The sequence below is a fragment of the Labrenzia sp. THAF82 genome (assembly GCF_009363435.1).
GTDB lineage: Bacteria > Pseudomonadota > Alphaproteobacteria > Rhizobiales > Stappiaceae > Roseibium > Roseibium porphyridii.
On sequence record NZ_CP045354.1, the window covers coordinates 3,287,797 to 3,306,944 of the forward strand.

The window sequence follows — 19,148 nt, forward strand, 5'->3', positions numbered from 1 at the left end:
ATAACACCATGGCAGTTCGCCGACTTGCCGCGGAACAACCAGAAAGCTTCGTGTTCACTGAGAAAAATCTCGCGTGGGCCCATAAGCTGATCGACCGCTATCCGGCCGGACGTCAGGCCTCCGCGGTCATTCCGGTCTTGTGGCGCGCGCAGGAACAAAACGACGGTTGGGTGAGTGAGCCGGCAATCCGCTATATTGCCGAGTTGCTGGACATGCCCAAGATCCGTGTCCTGGAAGTTGCGACATTCTACACGATGTTCCAGCTGCAGCCGGTCGGAAAGAAAGCCCATATTCAGGTTTGCGGCACAACACCTTGCCAGCTGCGCGGTTCGGAAGACCTTGTCAAGATCTGCAAGTCGCGCATTGCCAAACATATGCACGAGATCTCAGAAGACGGCATGTTCTCGTGGGAAGAAGTCGAGTGTCTCGGTGCCTGCGTCAACGCCCCAATGGTACAGATCTTCAAGGACACCTATGAGGACCTGACGCCCGACAGTTTCAACAAGTTGCTCGATGATATCTCCGAAGGCAATGAAGTCACACCGGGTCCCCAGAACGGGCGACGCTTCGCAATGGCCGAAGGTGGCCAGACGTCCCTTACCGAGATCGACGACACCAGCCAGGGCGCGTTGCCCGTTGCTCATGTCGTTGACGGGGCTGAAAAGGCATCGCATGACTTTGCCGGAGCTTCCATCAATGTCGGTGGAAACGACTATGATGGCGTGCCGACTCCGGCAGAGGATGCTGTTGCCAAGGTGAGGGCAGCATTCGCGGCGAAAGCGGAGAAAAAGGCAGATGCACCGGCGCCAGCAGCTGAGGCTAAGAAATCAGAGGCTCCCGCTGCACAGAAAGCCGATACCAAAGACGCCAACAAGGCAGACAAGCCAGCCAAGAAGGCGGCTGCACCAGAGTCTGCCGTCAAACCAAAGGCGGAAAAAGCTGCGGCCTCAGTTGAGGAAAAGGCGCCGGAAACACTGGCCGAAGCGCGTGGTGGAAAACCCGATGATTTGAAGAAATTGAAGGGTGTTGGACCGAAACTGGAAGCAACGCTTCATGAACTCGGTTTCTTCCATTTTGACCAGGTCGCGAACTGGGGCCCTGCGGAAGTCGCGTGGGTGGATAGCAGGTTGAAGTTCAAAGGTCGCATCGAACGCGACGGCTGGATTGAGCAGGCCAAGGTCCTGGCGTCCGGCGAAGACACAGAATTTTCCAAGCGCGTGGAAGCCGGTGATGTGGCCTCCTCCAAGAGCGAAGACTAGGGGGTCGAGATGCTGAAAGATCAGGATCGGATCTTCACCAATATCTACGGTCTGCATGACTGGGGTCTGCAAGGCGCGAAAAAGCGTGGCCAATGGGATAACACCAAAGCACTGCTGGACAAGGGCCGTGACTGGATCGTTCAGGAAATGAAGGATTCGGGCCTTCGCGGCCGCGGCGGTGCGGGTTTTCCGACGGGCTTGAAGTGGTCCTTCATGCCAAAGGAGACCGACGGACGTCCAGCTTACCTTGTAGTCAATGCAGACGAATCGGAGCCGGGAACCTGCAAGGACCGCGAAATTCTCCGGCATGATCCGCATACCCTCGTTGAGGGCTGCCTTGTCGCCGGGTTCGCGATGGGGGCCATTGCTGCATACATTTATGTGCGCGGCGAGTTCATCCGGGAACGCGAACGTCTGCAGGCTGCGATCGATCAGGCATATGACGATGGCCTGATCGGCAAGAACAACAAGAACGGCTACGATTTCGATATCTACGTTCACCATGGCGCCGGAGCCTATATTTGCGGTGAAGAGACTGCTCTGCTTGAGAGCCTTGAGGGCAAAAAGGGCCAGCCGAGGCTGAAGCCGCCGTTTCCGGCCAATGTCGGGCTTTATGGCTGCCCGACAACGGTAAACAACGTTGAATCGATCGCAGTTGCCCCGACAATCCTGCGTCGCGGTGCGGCCTGGTTCTCGGCGCTTGGACGTCCGAACAACACCGGCACGAAGCTTTTCTGTGTCTCCGGCCACGTCAACAAACCTGCGACATTCGAAGAGGAACTTGGTGTTCCTTTTGACGAAATGATCGACAAGCACTGCGGTGGCATTCAGGGCGGTTGGGAAAATCTGTTGGCGGTCATTCCGGGTGGGTCTTCGGTACCCTGCTGCACGGCCGAACAGATCAAGGAAGCGCCCATGGATTTCGACACCTTGCGTGGCATGGGATCGGGTCTGGGCACGGCTGCGGTGATTGTCATGGACAAGTCCACTGACATCATCAAGGCGATCGCAAGGCTTTCCTACTTCTACAAGCACGAGAGCTGCGGACAGTGTACCCCGTGCCGAGAAGGAACGGGTTGGATGTGGCGCGTCATGGAACGCATGGTCAAAGGCGAATCCTCTTATGAGGAAATCGACATGCTGTTCAAGGTGACCAAGCAGGTCGAAGGCCACACCATTTGCGCCCTCGGAGATGCGGCCGCCTGGCCGATCCAGGGTTTGATCAAGAATTTCCGGCCGGTCATCGAACAGCGCATCGATGACTATGTCGCCAAGTCGAAGTCCTCTTCGACCATGGTGGCGGCTGAGTAAGCGGAACGGGATTTGGAGAGCAACGGATGACGAAGCTCATCATCGACGGCAAAGAAGTGGAAGTCCCGGCGGACTATACGCTGCTTCAGGCCTGTGAAGAGGCGGGCGCCGAGGTTCCGCGCTTTTGTTACCATGATCGCTTGTCGATCGCGGGCAACTGCCGCATGTGCCTTGTGGAAGTGAAGGGTGGTCCTCCCAAGCCGACGGCATCCTGTGCCATGGGCGTGAAGGATCTGCGCCCCGGTCCGAACGGCGAACCACCTGTGGTCGACACCAAATCCGAAATGGTCAAGAAGGCCCGCGAAGGGGTGATGGAGTTTCTCCTCATCAATCACCCGCTCGATTGCCCGATCTGCGACCAGGGCGGTGAGTGTGACCTGCAGGACCAGGCGATGGCCTACGGGGTCGATGGCTCCCGTTTCCATGAAAACAAACGTGCGGTTGAAAACAAGGAAATCGGGCCGCTGATCAAGACGATCATGACCCGGTGCATCCACTGCACACGCTGCGTTCGTTACACGACGGAAGTGTGCGGCGTAACCGATATGGGGCTTATTGGCCGCGGCGAGGACGCCGAAATCACCACGTATCTCGAGGCCGCGCTGTCGTCGGAGATGCAGGGCAACGTTGCAGACCTTTGTCCGGTGGGTGCGCTCACCCACAAACCATACGAGTTCCATGCACGTCCGTGGGAGCTGACCAAGACGGAAAGTGTCGACGTGATGGATGCTGTGGGCTCCGCCATTCGGGTCGACACCCGTGGCAAGGAGGTCATGCGAGTGATGCCGCGGCTGAATGAAGAGATCAACGAAGAGTGGATCTCCGACAAGGCGCGCTACATCTGGGACGGACTGAAAACACAACGTCTCGACAGGCCATATGCCAAGGTTGACGGCAAGCTGCAGGCGGTTTCCTGGAATGAAGCTTTCCAGATCATTGCGGAAAAAGTGAAGGCAACATCCGCAGACAGGATTGGATCTCTGGCCGGGCAGTTGGCAGGCGTTGAAGACATGTTTGCGCTCAAGAGCCTGATGGAAAAGCTCGGTGTTGCCAACATCGACAGCCGTTTCCCGGGATCGCCTTTGCATCCGAAGAACGGACGTGCCAGCTACATTTTCAATTCCACGATCAAGGGGATTGAAGAAGCTGATGCAATCATGCTGATCGGTACCAATCCGCGTCAGGAAGCACCGGTTCTGAATGCCCGTATCCGCAAGCGGTGGTCCCAGGGTAACGTCAATATAGGATTGATCGGAGAAAACGCTGATCTGACCTATCCGGTAACCTACCTTGGTGCAGGCCCTGACAGCCTGAAGCAATTCGTCGATCATGCGCCGGCAAATGCCGAACGTCCGATTTTCATAGTTGGGCAAGGTGCTCTCAATCGGCCGGACGGTGATGCCGTCTTTGCCAACATCGTTGCAGCTGCAAAGTCGCTCGGCGTGATCAAAGATGGCTGGAACGGCCTCAACATATTGCACACTGAAGCCTCACAGGTTGGCGCTCTTGATCTTGGTTTTGTGCCAGGAGAAGGCGGCAAAGACACTGGTGGAATGCTTGAGCAGGGCGCACTGGATGTTTTGTTCCTGCTGGGTGTTGACGAAGTGGACGTTCCTGAAGGTGCATTTGTGGTCTATCAGGGCACACACGGCGACCGCGGAGCGCATCGTGCCGATGTGATCCTTCCTGGCGCAGCCTACACCGAGAAATCCGCGATCTATGTGAATACCGAGGGTCGTGTTCAACTCGCCGACAGAGCGGCATTTCCTCCCGGAGATGCCCGTGAGGATTGGGCGATACTTCGAGCCTTGTCCGGGCATCTTGGGCAGACGCTTGAGTTCGATTCACTGAGCGAGTTGCGTGCGAAATTGTTTGAGGCGGTGCCGCATATGGCAAGCATCGACTCGATTGAAGAAGGCAATGCAACCGATCTTCAGAAACTGGCCAACGCCAAGGCCAAAATGGATGGTGCCGGATTTGCCAATCAGGTCCGGGACTTTTATCTGACTAACCCGATCGCGCGTGCCTCCAAGGTGATGGCCGAGTGTTCGTCGCTCGCAAAAACGCGCGCGGCAGAAGCAGCAGAATAAGGGGCAGGGGACCGATATGGCTGAGTTCATGACGACCTATGGTTGGCCGTTCCTCTGGATGGCATTCCAGAGCGTTCTGCTGATGGTCGTGCTTCTGGTGATTGTCGCCTATGTTCTTTACGCGGACCGGAAAATCTGGGCAGCCGTGCAGATCCGCCGTGGACCGAATGTTGTCGGACCCTGGGGACTGTTTCAGAGTTTCGCCGATCTTCTCAAGTTTGTGCTGAAGGAGCCGGTTATTCCGGCGGCATCGAACAAGATCCTGTTTCTGCTGGCTCCGCTTGTTTCTGTGCTTCTGGCACTCGCCGCATGGTCGGTAATACCGGTGGCCGACGGCTGGGTCGTCGCCAACATCAATGTCGGAGTGCTTTTCGTCTTTGCCGTATCTTCACTTGAGGTTTATGGCGTCATCATCGGCGGTTGGGCTTCCAACTCCAAGTATCCGTTCCTGTCTGCACTGCGCTCCGCGGCGCAAATGGTCTCATATGAAGTGTCGATCGGCTTCGTCATTGTTACTGTCCTGTTGTGTGCCGGAACGCTGAACCTTTCTGGCATCGTCCACGCACAGGAGACTGGCCTGGCGACCATGCTGGGCGTGCCTTGGCTGTCTTTCCTGAATTGGTATTGGCTGCCGCTGTTCCCGATGTTCGTGGTCTTCTTTATCTCAGCCCTTGCTGAAACCAACAGGCCTCCATTCGATCTGGCCGAAGCAGAATCAGAACTTGTTGCGGGTTTCATGGTCGAATATGGCTCGACCCCGTACATGATGTTCATGCTTGGTGAGTATGTCGCGATCTGCCTGATGTGCGCACTGATGACCATCTTCTTTATGGGGGGCTGGCTTCCGCCGTTTGATTTCGCGCCATTCACATGGGTACCCGGCGTCGTCTGGTTTATTTTGAAGTGTCTGCTGGGCTTCTTCATGTTCGCCATGGTGAAGGCAATGGTGCCGCGTTACCGCTATGACCAGTTGATGCGCCTGGGCTGGAAAGTGTTCCTGCCGCTGTCTTTGGCGATGGTCGTGGTTGTCGCCGCTGTTCTGATGGTCATGGGCTGGGCGCCGGGCGCAGCGTGAGTATCTCGATAGCCGGCCTTGTCGGTGCAGCTGTTGGACTTTACATCGGCTGGCTCGATTGGAAGATCCTGAAGGGTATTCTTCAGGCGAGCGAGACGAAAAACAGACAGGCGGGCGGCGACGGTGGCGCCGTCGCAAAGCACAAGGCGCTTCTGGGCGCTCTGATATTTGGAGTTCCGGTGATCGGCTTCCCGATCATCGGTTATTGGGCCGCCAGCGCGCTGGCAGGTTGAGGAAAGAGAGGCAAAAAGCGATGGGACTCAGTCAATCCGTCAAATCGCTGTTTCTGCAGGAGTTCGTGTCTGCCTTCATTCTGGCGATGCGCTACTTCTTCAAGCCGAAGCCGACGATCAATTACCCTTTCGAGAAAGGGCCCGTCAGCCCGCGTTTCCGCGGGGAGCACGCCCTTCGCCGTTATCCGAATGGCGAGGAACGGTGTATTGCCTGCAAACTCTGTGAGGCGATCTGCCCGGCGCAGGCCATTACGATCGAAGCGGGCCCGCGTCGCAACGACGGAACGCGCCGGACGACGCGTTACGACATCGACATGGTCAAGTGCATCTATTGCGGCTTCTGCCAGGAAGCCTGTCCGGTGGATGCAATCGTCGAAGGACCGAATTTCGAATTCGCAACGGAAACCCGCGAAGAGCTCTACTATGACAAGGAAAAGCTGCTCGCAAATGGGGATCGTTGGGAGCGCGAAATCGCACGCAACATTGAAATGGACGCTCCTTACCGCTAGGAGCTAACCGCACATAACGATTTTCGCCTGGCAATCCGGCCGGGCCCCGCACTTCCGGCCGAAAGGCCACACCACAGGCAGGTCTTTGAAATGATCCTGAAAGCCCTCTTTTTCTACCTGTTTGCCGGCGTCACGGTGGCGTCAGCATTCATGGTGATCGCGTCCCGCAACCCGGTGACGTCGGTTCTGTTTCTGATCCTGGCCTTTGTGAATTCTGCGGGTCTGTTCATCTTGCTGGGCGCTGAATATCTGGCGTTGCTGCTGGTGGTTGTCTATGTCGGTGCAGTCGCAGTTCTGTTCCTCTTTGTCGTGATGATGCTCGATGTGGACTTTGTCGAGTTGCGTCAGGGTTTTCTGCAGTATTTGCCTGTTGGTGCGCTGGTCGGTCTTGTCCTGATGGTTGAGCTTCTGATGGGTGTGGGCGCCTGGATCATTGCTCCTGAAATTTTGGGGCAGGGATCCGAACCGACACCGGATCTGAGCCAAATGAGCAACATCGAAGCGCTCGGCTCGGTGCTTTACACGAAATACATCTATTTCTTCCAGGTCGCGGGCCTGGTGCTGCTTGTGGCAATGATCGGAGCAATCGTTCTGACACTGCGTCACAAGCCAAATGTCAAACGCCAGAGCATTCCGGACCAGGTTGCGCGGAACCGCGAAACAGCCATTGAGGTTCGGAAAGTTGAGCCTGGCAAAGGCATCTGACGCGTAGTTCGCGTCACAAGAGAATGTCCGGTGACCGACACGCTCCTCCGTGCGGTTTCTGGTTGGGGTAAACGAGGGGAGCACGGCGAGGCGCCCATGGAAATCGGTCTGTCGCACTATTTGTCGGTCGCGGCGATCCTGTTCACAATCGGGATTTTCGGGATCTTCCTGAACAGGAAAAACGTGATTGTCATCTTGATGTCCATCGAGCTGTTGTTGCTGTCGGTGAACATCAACTTTGTTGCCTTTTCGTCGTTCCTCGGCGACATGATGGGACAGGTTTTCACCATGCTGGTTCTCACCGTGGCCGCTGCAGAAGCGGCAATCGGTCTGGCGATCCTGGTGGTCTTCCACCGGAACCGCGGCTCCATCGCCGTGGAAGACGTCAACGTGATGAAAGGTTAGGAACCGATGTATTCCGCAATTCTGTTCCTGCCGCTGCTCGGCTTTCTGATTGCCGGCCTCTTTGGCCGCACAATCGGAGCTAAAGCCAGCGAGTACATTACGAGCGGTTTTCTTATTATCGCGGCATTGCTGTCGTGGATCGTCTTTTTCGGCTTCTGGCTTGGCGGGGCGCAACTGGAAATCGTCGAGCTTTTCCGCTGGATCAATACCGGCGATTTGAAGGTTTCCTGGTCCATCAGGGTGGACACGCTGACTGCGGTGATGTTGGTGGTGGTGACCACGGTCTCGGCGCTGGTGCACGTCTATTCCATCGGCTACATGCATCACGATCCGCATCGGCCTCGGTTTTTCGCCTACTTGTCGCTATTCACCTTCACCATGCTGTCATTGGTGACCGCGGACAATCTGCTGCAGATGTTCTTCGGTTGGGAAGGCGTGGGTCTTGCGTCTTATCTTTTGATCGGGTTCTGGTACAAAAAACCGTCGGCCAATGCCGCGGCCATCAAGGCTTTCGTCGTCAACCGTGTCGGTGATTTCGGATTTGCGCTTGGCATCTTCGGCGTCTTCTACGTTTTCCAGAGCATCGACTTCACCACGATTTTCAATGACGCGCCGTCCTTTATCGAGGAGCAAGGCGAAGTGATGCCGTTCCTTGGTTATCACCTTGATGCGCAATCAGCGATGACGGTCATCTGCCTGCTGCTCTTCATGGGTGCGATGGGCAAGTCCGCGCAGTTTCTGCTTCACACATGGTTGCCGGATGCGATGGAAGGCCCGACACCGGTTTCCGCGCTTATTCACGCCGCGACCATGGTGACGGCAGGTGTCTTCATGGTGGCGCGTCTGTCTCCGCTGATGGAGCTGTCCGACACAGCGTTGACGGTAATTGTGTTCTTCGGCGCGACGACGGCTTTCTTTGCGGCAACGATTGGTCTTGTTCAGAACGATATCAAACGCGTGATTGCCTATTCGACCTGTTCGCAGCTTGGTTACATGTTCGTTGCGCTTGGGGTCGGCGCTTATTCCATCGGGATCTTCCATCTGTTCACGCACGCCTTCTTCAAGGCGCTTTTGTTCCTGTGCGCGGGTTCGGTAATCCACGCCGTCAGCGACGAGCAGGATATGCGCAAGATGGGTGGCCTTCGGAAACACATTCCAATTACCTATTGGACGATGATGATCGGAACGCTGGCGCTCACGGGTGTCGGAATTCCGTTCACCCATCTGGGATTTGCCGGATTTGTCTCCAAAGACGGGATTATCGAAGCTGCGTTTGCAGCATCTGGCGGAGAGCACGCCAATCCGATGGCGCTATACGGCTTTTGGCTGACGGTGATCGCTGCGGCGCTCACATCGTTCTATTCCTGGCGCCTGACATTCATGACTTTCCATGGCAAGCCGCGTGCGCCTGTGGACGTGATGAAGCATGTGCATGAGTCGCCGCTGGTAATGACTGTTCCGCTGTTCGTCCTGTCGATTGGCGCCGTTCTTGCCGGGATGGTCTTCTACGGCTCGTTCTTCTATTCGGAAGAGGCTTACAACGCCTTCTGGGATGGTTCGCTGCCAGCCTTTGCCGACAGCCATGTCCTGCATGCCATGCATGAAGTGCCTGCCTGGGTGCGGGTCTCTCCATTCGTGATGATGGTGCTTGGCTTACTGGTTGCCTACCAGTTCTATATCCGCAAGCCGGAGATGCCGAAGCAACTGGCAGAACGCCATACCGGTCTCTACAAGTTTCTGCTGAACAAGTGGTACTTCGACGAGCTTTATGATTTCCTCTTTGTCCGTCCTGCAATGTGGCTTGGCCGTGTTCTTTGGAAGAAGGGCGATGGCACTGTAATTGACGGGTTTGGCCCGAACGGTGTTGCCTCCCGAGTCCAGAACGTGACCGCATGGGTCGTCAGACTGCAGACCGGATATCTCTATCACTATGCATTTGCGATGCTGATCGGGGTGGCTGCACTGATCACCTGGTCGATGTTCACCGGTGCTGGCACCGGCGGGGGTGCACACTAATGATTGACTGGCCAATTCTGTCACTCACAACATTCTTGCCGCTGCTTGGCGTGCTCTTCATCCTGCTTGTTTCTGGCGACGATGAGGGCAGCAAGAAGAACATCCGCATGGTCGCTCTGGTGACGACAGGTGTCACCTTCCTGCTGTCTCTCTTCATCTGGGCGAATTTCGACTACGACAATCCGGGCTTCCAGTTCGTGGAACACCGCGACTGGTTGGGCGGTGGCATCAACTATCGGATGGGCGTCGACGGCATTTCCGTGCTGTTCGTAATCTTGACCACCTTCCTGATGCCATTCTGTGTTCTGGCTTCCTGGGAGAGCATTCAGAAGCGCGTCAAGGAATACATGATCGCTTTTCTGGTGCTGGAAACACTTATGATCGGCGTATTCTGTGCGCTGGATCTGGTGGTATTCTACGTCTTCTTCGAAGCCGGTCTTATCCCGATGTTCCTGATCATCGGTGTCTGGGGAGGCGCGCGCAGGGTCTACGCTTCGTATAAATTCTTCCTCTACACATTGCTCGGTTCTGTCCTGATGCTGATCGCGATCATGGCGATGTACTGGACGGCCGGCACGTCAAATATTGAGGAGCTGCTTGCAACATCCAAGTTCCCTGCGCATATGCAGACTTGGCTCTGGCTGGCATTCTTTGCAAGCTTTGCCGTGAAGATGCCGATGTGGCCGGTGCACACCTGGTTGCCCGATGCGCACGTGGAGGCTCCGACAGCCGGATCCGTGATCCTGGCGGGTATTCTGCTAAAACTTGGCGGTTACGGCTTCCTGCGCTTTTCGCTGCCCATGTTCCCGATAGCTTCGGACATGTTTGCGCCGATGATCTACACGCTTTCGGTGGTCGCGATCATCTATACATCGCTGGTGGCTCTCGCCCAGGAAGACATCAAGAAGCTGATTGCCTATTCGTCGGTTGCTCATATGGGCTACGTGACCATGGGTATTTTCACGATGACAGAGCAGGGCGTTCAAGGCGGCATCTTCCAGATGTTATCGCATGGCATCGTCTCCGGCGCGCTCTTCCTGTGCGTTGGCGTGATCTACGACCGTATGCACACGCGTGAGATCTCGGCCTATGGCGGGCTGGTCAATCGGATGCCGAAATATGCGGTCGCTTTCCTGATCTTCACGATGGCCAATGTTGGCCTTCCCGGAACATCGGGCTTTGTCGGAGAGATCCTGACCTTGATGGGGGCCTTCCAGGTCAACACCTGGGTGGCACTGTTTGCCACAACGGGTGTGATCCTGTCTGCGGCCTACGCACTTTACCTTTATCGACGCGTTGTGTTCGGCGCGCTGGAGAAGGAGAGCCTCAAGTCGATGCTCGATCTCAACCTTCGGGAAAAGGCGATCCTGATCCCGATGGTTGTCCTGACGATTTTCTTCGGCTTCTACCCGATGGCAATCCTGGATGTTACCCAGGGAGCGGTCGACAATCTCATCAATCAGTATAGCGCTGCACTTGACGCTGCCGGCGTCACACAGCACGCCGCGGCCGCTGCGGTTGCCCACTAAGGTTTCGAGGACGAGACAGAGCTATGTCAGACGTGACCCAACTGCCAGATCTCATGCCGGTTCTACCGGAGATCATCCTGGCCCTCGGAGCAATGGTGCTTTTGATGATCGGTGCCTTTGGTGGCAAAGGTGTCAGCTACGCCATATTCGGCGGTGCCATGGGCCTGCTGGGCGGTGCCTTCCTGGTCCTATTGCTGGTGCCTTCCTTCGGAGAAACCTTCGGGGGTTCATTCGTTCTGGATGAGTTCGCGCATCTGCTCAAGCTGCTCGTTATGGCGGGTTCGTTCTTTGCTATCGCGATGTCCTGGGCCTATGCCAAAAGTCAGTCGTTCGACCATTTCGAGTATCCGATCCTGATCGTCATGGCGACGCTCGGCATGATGCTGATGCTGTCTGCCAACGACATGATCGCGCTTTATCTCGGTCTCGAGCTCCAGAGTTTGTCACTGTATGTGGTGGCCGCGATCAACCGAGACAGCGTCCGCTCCACGGAAGCCGGTCTTAAGTATTTCGTTCTTGGTGCCTTGTCTTCCGGCATGCTGCTTTACGGTATGTCTCTGGTTTACGGCTTCACGGGGCAAGTTTCATTTGTCGGTATAGCGGAAACTCTGACCCATGAAGGTGCATCCATCGGTCTTGTCATCGGTCTGACGTTTATTCTTGCAGGGCTCGCCTTCAAGATTTCTGCCGTTCCGTTTCACATGTGGACGCCGGACGTTTATGAAGGTGCTCCGACCCCTGTCACCGCGTTCCTTGCAGCAGCTCCTAAGGTTGCCGCCATGGGTATGTTGGTGCGGATCGTGATCGAGGCTTTCCATCCGGTCACCAGCGATTGGCAACAAGTGATCGTCTTCGTGTCGATTGCTTCCATGGCGCTTGGGGCATTCGCTGCGATCGGACAACGCAACCTGAAACGGCTGATGGCATATTCCTCAATAGGTCATATGGGCTATGCGCTCGTGGGTCTGGCAGCCGGTACGCAGACCGGAGTTGAGGGCGTGATCTTCTACATGGTTGCCTATCTGGGAATGACGCTCGGCGTTTTTGCCTGCATCTTGTCCATGAGGCGCAAGGACGGCATGGTTGAAGAAATCGACGATCTTTCAGGTCTTTCCCAGACCAATCTTCCAATGGCGATCTTGCTGGCCTTGCTGATGTTCTCACTGGCAGGCATTCCTCCGCTCGTCGGATTTTTCGGCAAGTGGTATGTCTTCGTGGCCGCTGTTGAAGCAGGGCTCTATCCGTTGGCAATCATCGGCGTCCTTATGTCGGTTGTCGGTGCCTACTATTACCTTCGTATCGTCAAGGTCATGTTCTTCGATGAACCCGTAGAACGCTTTGAGGCCATGCCGATGGAACTTCGCGTGGTGCTCGGTCTTTCCAGCATTTTCGTGATCTTCTTCTGGCTGGCTCCAGGTCAGGTCGTCAATGCAGCAAGTGCTGCCGCACAGTCACTGTTCTGATTACACACATGAGCATTTCGGGAATGGAACATCCGGCGCCAGGTGCGCCGGATTTTCGCTTTGAGGCCCATGAAAGCGTCGGGTCGACGAACAATCTTTGTTTTGAACGGGCTCGTGATGGAAACCCGGGAAATCTTTGGATCAGATCAGATATCCAGACGGAAGGCAGGGGCCGACGCGGACGGGATTGGGCATCACCGGTCGGGAACCTTTTTGCCAGCCTTCTGCTGGTCAACCCCGAACCTGCGGCAAGGATAGGTGAATTGCCGCTGGCTGCAGCGGTTGCCCTTGCGGAAGCCGTTGACAAAGCTGCCGGTACGCTGCAACTGGTAAAACTGAAATGGCCAAATGACCTTTTGGTCGAGGGGGCAAAACTTTCCGGCATTCTGCTGGAGGCGGAAACACTAAACGATGGCCGACAGGCCGTCGTTCTGGGGTTCGGTGTGAACTGTGTTTCCCATCCACCGCTGTCGCTCTATCAGGCGACGGATTTGCGTAGTCTCGGGTTCCAGGTGTCCGCTGAAAGACTGTTTGAAGCGTTAACGAGCACCATGGCGGATCAATTGGTGCAGTGGCAGCAGCCTGGCGGTTTTGAAACCATTCGCAGGGCGTGGTTGAAGCGCGCAGCGCATCTGGGCAATCGCATAACGGTCAAGCTTGGCCAGGAAGAAATTACCGGCATTTTTGCCGATTTGGATGCGCGCGGTCATCTGGTGCTTCGCCAGGACGACGGTCGCCAGCGCACCATCTTTGCGGGTGATGTGTTTTTACCTGGCTGAGAGCCGAAACACATCAGCCGGCAACAAGTTCTGAAGGAGCACTCAATGGCTTCGGCCAAATTGAATGAAAATGAAATCGTCTTTCTACCACTTGGTGGTGTCGGCGAAATCGGAATGAATCTCGGCCTTTACGGCTTCGGTCCCGACGGCGACCGGACATGGCTGATAGTCGACTGCGGTGTCAGTTTCGCCGGGCCTGAATTGCCTGGAATTGACGTCGTTGTTCCAGATATCAAATTCCTGGAGGACGAGGTCGATAACATTGCCGGTATGGTGATCACCCACGCACACGAAGATCACTACGGCGCTATCTTGCACCTTTGGCCTTATTTGAAGGTGCCAGTCTATGCGACGGCCTTCACCGCGGGGCTGCTTGCCGCCAAATCGGAAAGCGAGACGCTTGAGGAAGATGTTCCGGTTACCGTCGTCAAGCAAGGCGAGCGGCACAAGATCGGACCGTTCGACGTTGAATTCGTTGCCATGGCACACTCAATCCCTGAGCCGTGTGCCCTGGCGATCCGAACTCCAGCCGGCCTCGTTCTGCATACAGGCGATTGGAAAATAGATCCGACGCCCGGCGTAGGACTTCCGATCGACATGAACCGGTTGGCAGAGCTTGGACGCGAGGGCGTCATGGCGCTGGTCTGTGACAGTACAAATGCGGTCCGGGATGGTGTCAGCCCGAGCGAAGCCGATGTTGCCGAAGAATTGAAGAAAGTGATGGCAGAGGCCGATAAGCGAATTGCGGTCACGACATTCGCGTCGAACGTTGCCCGAATTCGAGCGGTTGCAGAAGCCGCCGCCGCTAACGATCGCGATGTCGTCGTTGTCGGACGATCCATGCACAGGGTGATCGATGTTGCAGGTGAACTTGGCTATCTGGATGGCCTGAAACCTTTTCATGACGAGGAAGCCTACGGCTATCTGCCACGCGAAAAGGCCGTGCTTCTTTGCACCGGTTCGCAGGGCGAAAGCCGGGCCGCACTTGCCCGGATTGCCTCAGGCGATCATCGCAACATTGCCTTGTCGAAGGGGGACATGGTGATTTTCTCTTCACGTACGATACCTGGAAACGAGAAGGCTGTCGGTGAGGTATTGAATAATCTTGCCGACAAGGACGTGGAGATTGTCACAGACAGAGATGCGCTTGTGCATGTTTCGGGACATCCGCGCCGTGGTGAGCTTGAGCAACTCTATAAGGTGATCAAGCCGAAAGTCGTGCTTCCCGTTCACGGTGAACCGTTGCATCTTGCTGCGCATGCCGCATTTGCGAAGGAACAAGGCGTTCCGGAAGTTGTGCGTGGCAAGAACGGGGACATCATTCGCCTTGTTGCAGGAAAGGCTGCGGTGATCGACGAAGCACCCTTCGGCATCCTGGTGAAGGATGGTGCCATACTTGATGATCCGGAAGTCACCGGTGTGCGTGAAAGACGCAAGCTGTCTTACGCTGGTGCTGCCGTCGTTGCGTTGGTGGTGAACCGAGGCGGCGATCTCCTTGATGACCCGCATGTCACTCTTCTCGGGTTGCCGGACACGGACGACGACGGGGAGCCAATGGAGGACATTGTTACCAAGGCGATTGTTGGAGCGGTGACGAGCATTCCGAAGGGAAGGCGCAAAGACAAGGACCTGGTGGGCGAAGCCGCTCGGAAGGCAGCGCGCGCGCAGATCCTGGATGTGTGGGGCAAAAAGACGCTCTGCAAGGTGGTGGTGACCCAACTATAATTACGGACGGCCGCACATGGCCGTTTCTATTTGGGAAGGAATTCGAATGATTGGTCGGCTCAACCATGTCGCCATCGCGGTTTCGGATATTGACGCTGCAACTGCGGTTTATCGGGACACGCTGGGTGCAGAAGTTTCGGCAAAAGAAGAACAGCCCGATCATGGTGTCAGCACGGTTTTCATCAACCTGCCCAACACGAAGATCGAACTGCTTGAACCGCTCGGCGACAATTCTCCGATTGCAAAATTTCTGGAAAAGAACGCTTCTGGCGGAATTCACCACGTTTGCTACGAGGTGGATGATATCATTGCAGCGCGCGACAAGTTGCTGGCGGACGGGGCCCGAGTATTGGGTGATGGTGAGCCGAAGATTGGAGCCCACGGGAAGCCAGTGTTGTTTCTGCATCCAAAGGACTTCCTCGGAACTTTAACTGAGCTGGAAGAGGCGTAAGGCGATGTCCGTGGCATTTGGCATGGCAGTGTTTTTCATGCTGTGGTGGATCATTCTGTTTGCAATCCTTCCTTTTGGACTGCACCGTACGCAGGAAGAAGCAGGGGAAGTCATTCCAGGTTCTGAGCCGAGTGCCCCGGACAAACCGAAGTTCTTCAAGGTGATCGTTCTGACGACTATTATCACCACTCTTGTATTTTCGGCGTACGTCTCATTGCGGGCGCAGGGTTTCGGATTGGACGATATTCCGTTCTTCAAGCCACCAGGAGCGAACTACAGTCAGCCGGGCAGCTGACCGTCGCCTTAGTTCTACCAGAATTGAAGGCGGGCAATTTGATGACAAAACCTTGGCTGCTGAAAAGTTGAAAACAGCCCGAATAAAAGAAAAAAGGCAGAGCTAAGCTCTGCCTTAAAAAAGTTCCGCGTCTAAACTGACCCTTTTCCCTTACCGGTTGGGATAACAACCTGGTTGGGCGGCTGCGTACCAAATGGCGCGCCTTAGAGTCCTTCCTCCCAAGACTCAGACCGCGATGTCCTTGAGCTTCTTAGCATTTCTGCCGAGGCATCTTTTTGTTATGGGAACGGAACGTAGCTCATTGTTTGCAGTTTGTCACCTATTTGTCGTGCGGAGATGAAAATTTTTGCTTGTCTAATTTCGAACCTTGAATTTGAACATTTGGTCAGGATTTGCAAGGCGTAAAACTAAGCCGGCAAAACTGCTGGTATTCTGTCAATTTTGATGATTTTCGGGCGAAAAAATGCGAAAGCCGGCAGTGCTTAAGTAAAGGGCTTGTTTTTGCCTTCCGCATGCGCTTTGACTGCGCACCAAACAGGCACTGCCAGAAACTGAGAGAACCTTCATGCGTCTTTCCCGTTATTTCCTGCCCATCCTGAAGGAAACGCCCAAGGAAGCAGAAATCGTGTCCCACAGGCTGATGTTGCGCGCGGGCATGATTCGACAGCAATCCGCAGGGATCTATTCCTGGCTGCCGCTCGGGCACAAGGTTTTGCGCAAGATTGAGCGAATTGTTGAAGAAGAACAGGCCCGGGCTGGTGCGGTTCAACTGTTGATGCCGACTATCCAGTCAGCTGATCTGTGGCGCGAAAGCGGGCGGTATGATGCTTATGGCAAGGAAATGCTGCGCATCACCGACCGGCACGAGCGGGATATGCTTTTCGGGCCGACCAATGAGGAAATGATCACCGATATTTTCCGCGGCTATGTTCGTTCCTACAAGGATTTGCCGCTGAACCTCTACCATATTCAATGGAAGTTCCGTGACGAGGTTCGTCCGCGATTTGGCGTGATGCGCGGCCGCGAATTCTTGATGAAAGATGCCTATTCGTTTGATCTGGACAAGGAAGGAGCCCGGCACGCCTATAACCGCATGTTCGTCGCCTACTTGCGCACCTTCGACCGCATGGGCCTAAAAGCGATCCCTATGAAAGCCGACACGGGTCCAATCGGTGGCGATATGAGCCACGAGTTCATCATTTTGGCAGATACCGGCGAGAGCGAGGTTTTCTGCGACAAGTCACTGCTTGAAATGCCGATCCCTTCAGAAGATACGGACTTCTATTCAGACCTCACGTCATTGGTAACCGGCTGGACGACACCCTATGCTGCGACCGATGAAATGCATGACGCGACTGCTTTCGATGCGTTGCCCGACGATGCGAAAGTGTCAGCACGCGGGATTGAAGTCGGTCACATCTTCTATTTTGGCACCAAGTATTCTGAAGCGATGGGGGCCAAGGTTGCCACGGCAGAAGGGACAGAGGTTCCTGTGCATATGGGATCCTATGGCGTCGGTGTTTCCCGCCTTCTTGGCGCCTTGATCGAGGCCAATCATGACGAGAACGGAATCATCTGGCCGAAGTCCGTCGCGCCGTTTCATGTCGGGTTGGTTAACCTCAAGCCGGGTGATTCACTGACGGATACGACGTCGGAGGATCTCTATGCCAAGCTTGAAGCAGCCGGTATTGAAGTTCTCTACGATGATCGGGACACACGCGCTGGTGCGAAGTTCGCAACTATGGATTTGATCGGTTTGCCGTATCAGGTGGTCGCTGGTCCGCGTGGCCTGAAAGACGGTCTTTTGGAGGTCAAGGACCGCGCAACTGGGGAAAAGGAGATGCTTTCCCCTGAAGCGGCCATGAACAAGCTGACGGCGGCATTGACGGACTGATCAAGTCCGGTGATCCTCCGTGATGGGGATTCGGTCGCGGTTCGCTGCGGCCAGACGGGCTATTTTGATTGCTCTGGGGCGTTGCTGAAGTGGATGGACAATGACAGCGGCAGACACTGCGGACATTGAGCGTGACGAAAAACAAGCCGCCCCAACGCGCCCCTTTTCCCCATTTGAATGGATGATCGCCGGCCGCTACTTGCGGTCGCGGCGCCGGGAAACCTTTATTTCCGTGATTGCCGGCTTTTCCTTCGCGGGCATCATGCTTGGTGTGGCGACGCTGATCATCGTCATGGCAGTGATGAACGGATTTCGCACCGAACTCCTGGGCAAAATCCTCGGTATCAATGGACATATGCTGGTCCAGCCGATCGACCTTCCGTTGACGGACTATGATGCAGTTGCTTCACGTCTTGAGGGCGTGCCTGAAGTTGTCAGTGCCATTCCCTTTACCGAAGGCCAGGCACTCGTCTCTGGACCGGCCGGAAATTTCGGTGCGCTGGTTCGGGGTATCTACGAAAGTGATCTGAGACGTGTCCCGCTGATCGCAAACACGGTTCGAAGCGGAACCCTGGATGGATTTGACGAGGGTGAGGGCGTTGCCATCGGCTCGCGTATGGCGCAACAGCTCGGAATTACAGTCGGTGACAATGTCACCATTATCTCGCCTCGTGGCAGCGTGACCCCCATGGGTGTAACGCCACGGGTCAAGGCCTATCCGGTTTCAGCGATCTTTGAAATCGGAATGAGTGAATACGACGCGACGTTCTTGTTCATGCCGTTGAACGAGGCTCAGGCCTATTTCAACATGGACACCAAGGCGACAGGCATTGAGATTTATGTTCTTGATCCGGACCGGGTCGGAACAATGAAGGCAGCAATCGAAGAGGCCGCAGACCGTCCAACCTTCGTGACGGACTGGCGGCAGCGCAACATAACCTTCTTCTCTGCCCTGGAAGTTGAGCGCAACGTGATGTTCATCATCCTGACACTGATCGTTCTGGTCGCTGCACTGAACATCATTTCAGGAATGATCATGCTGGTGAAAGACAAGGGCAAGGATATTGCAATCTTGCGCACAATGGGTGCTTCACGTGGCGCCATCATGCGTATCTTTCTGATCACGGGAGCAAGTATCGGCTGCGTGGGAACTCTAGCAGGATTTGTTCTCGGGCTGGTTGTCTGTCTGAACATTGAAAGCATCCGCCAATTCGTATCTTGGCTGACAACCACCGAACTGTTCTCGCCCGAGCTCTATTTCCTGTCGAAACTACCTGCTGAAATCGATAGTGGAGAGACGACCACCGTCCTGTTGATGGCGTTGCTCCTGTCCTTGTTGGCAACGGTTTATCCGGCATGGCGTGCCGCGCGCCTCGATCCGGTTGAAGCGCTCAGGTATGAGTAGGAGC

17 protein-coding genes are annotated in these 19,148 nt (G+C 55.5%); all 17 read left to right on the forward strand.

Translation table 11 applies throughout. The features are described 5' to 3' along the window. Positions 1-8 precede the first annotated feature (8 nt). The 17 genes from FIV00_RS15470 to FIV00_RS15550 all read left to right on the forward strand — a co-directional run bounded on the left by FIV00_RS15470 (position 9) and on the right by FIV00_RS15550 (position 19,144). Positions 9-1,259 carry an NADH-quinone oxidoreductase subunit E gene (locus FIV00_RS15470; RefSeq protein ID WP_152501581.1) on the forward strand — a complete coding sequence of 417 codons (1,251 nt, stop codon included), beginning with the start codon at positions 9-11 and terminating at the stop codon, positions 1,257-1,259. Positions 1,260-1,268: 9 nt separating this feature from the next. Then, positions 1,269-2,570, forward strand: coding sequence for an NADH-quinone oxidoreductase subunit NuoF (gene nuoF / locus FIV00_RS15475; RefSeq protein ID WP_152501582.1), 1,302 nt, complete (start codon positions 1,269-1,271; stop codon positions 2,568-2,570). Positions 2,571-2,596: 26 nt separating this feature from the next. After that, complete coding sequence (nuoG, locus tag FIV00_RS15480; protein WP_152501583.1) at positions 2,597-4,660, forward strand: NADH-quinone oxidoreductase subunit NuoG; 2,064 nt, start codon at positions 2,597-2,599, stop codon at positions 4,658-4,660. A 16-nt stretch (positions 4,661-4,676) separates the two neighbouring features. Next, on the forward strand, positions 4,677-5,735 hold the full coding sequence (nuoH, locus tag FIV00_RS15485) for an NADH-quinone oxidoreductase subunit NuoH (protein WP_152501584.1): 1,059 nt from the start codon (positions 4,677-4,679) through the stop codon (positions 5,733-5,735). Next, a complete protein-coding gene (locus tag FIV00_RS15490; RefSeq protein WP_152501585.1) occupies positions 5,732-5,968 on the forward strand; it encodes a hypothetical protein in 237 nt (78 codons plus the stop codon). Before nuoH ends, FIV00_RS15490 begins: the two co-directional genes overlap by 4 nt. Positions 5,969-5,988: 20 nt before the next feature. Beyond that, on the forward strand, positions 5,989-6,477 hold the full coding sequence (gene nuoI, locus FIV00_RS15495) for an NADH-quinone oxidoreductase subunit NuoI (RefSeq protein ID WP_152501586.1): 489 nt from the start codon (positions 5,989-5,991) through the stop codon (positions 6,475-6,477). Between the two features lie 90 nt (positions 6,478-6,567). Beyond that, entirely contained in the window at positions 6,568-7,182 is a 615-nt protein-coding gene (locus tag FIV00_RS15500) for an NADH-quinone oxidoreductase subunit J (protein WP_152501587.1), read from the forward strand. Between the two features lie 96 nt (positions 7,183-7,278). Further along, the gene (gene nuoK, locus FIV00_RS15505; RefSeq protein ID WP_094070939.1) at positions 7,279-7,587 is read left to right on the forward strand and encodes an NADH-quinone oxidoreductase subunit NuoK; all 309 of its coding nucleotides are present in this window, start codon (positions 7,279-7,281) and stop codon (positions 7,585-7,587) included. Positions 7,588-7,593: 6 nt separating this feature from the next. After that, positions 7,594-9,603, forward strand: coding sequence for an NADH-quinone oxidoreductase subunit L (gene nuoL, locus FIV00_RS15510; protein WP_152501588.1), 2,010 nt, complete (start codon positions 7,594-7,596; stop codon positions 9,601-9,603). Next, the gene (locus FIV00_RS15515) at positions 9,603-11,132 is read left to right on the forward strand and encodes an NADH-quinone oxidoreductase subunit M (protein ID WP_152501589.1); all 1,530 of its coding nucleotides are present in this window, start codon (positions 9,603-9,605) and stop codon (positions 11,130-11,132) included. Before nuoL ends, FIV00_RS15515 begins: the two co-directional genes overlap by 1 nt. A 23-nt stretch (positions 11,133-11,155) precedes the next feature. Then, positions 11,156-12,595, forward strand: coding sequence for an NADH-quinone oxidoreductase subunit NuoN (gene nuoN / locus FIV00_RS15520; protein ID WP_152501590.1), 1,440 nt, complete (start codon positions 11,156-11,158; stop codon positions 12,593-12,595). Positions 12,596-12,603: 8 nt separating this feature from the next. Next, a complete protein-coding gene (locus tag FIV00_RS15525; RefSeq protein ID WP_152501591.1) occupies positions 12,604-13,374 on the forward strand; it encodes a biotin--[acetyl-CoA-carboxylase] ligase in 771 nt (256 codons plus the stop codon). Positions 13,375-13,419: 45 nt separating this feature from the next. Further along, positions 13,420-15,099 carry a ribonuclease J gene (locus FIV00_RS15530; protein ID WP_152501592.1) on the forward strand — a complete coding sequence of 560 codons (1,680 nt, stop codon included), beginning with the start codon at positions 13,420-13,422 and terminating at the stop codon, positions 15,097-15,099. A gap of 46 nt (positions 15,100-15,145) precedes the next feature. After that, positions 15,146-15,550 (forward strand): methylmalonyl-CoA epimerase, encoded by a 405-nt coding sequence (mce, locus tag FIV00_RS15535; RefSeq protein WP_152504287.1) that lies wholly within the window; start codon positions 15,146-15,148, stop codon positions 15,548-15,550. Positions 15,551-15,554: 4 nt separating this feature from the next. Continuing rightward, positions 15,555-15,845, forward strand: coding sequence for a DUF1467 family protein (locus tag FIV00_RS15540; RefSeq protein WP_152501593.1), 291 nt, complete (start codon positions 15,555-15,557; stop codon positions 15,843-15,845). Positions 15,846-16,410: 565 nt separating this feature from the next. Next, complete coding sequence (gene proS / locus FIV00_RS15545) at positions 16,411-17,739, forward strand: proline--tRNA ligase (protein ID WP_152501594.1); 1,329 nt, start codon at positions 16,411-16,413, stop codon at positions 17,737-17,739. Positions 17,740-17,839: 100 nt separating this feature from the next. After that, on the forward strand, positions 17,840-19,144 hold the full coding sequence (locus FIV00_RS15550; protein WP_209006559.1) for a lipoprotein-releasing ABC transporter permease subunit: 1,305 nt from the start codon (positions 17,840-17,842) through the stop codon (positions 19,142-19,144). Positions 19,145-19,148: the final 4 nt, after the last annotated feature.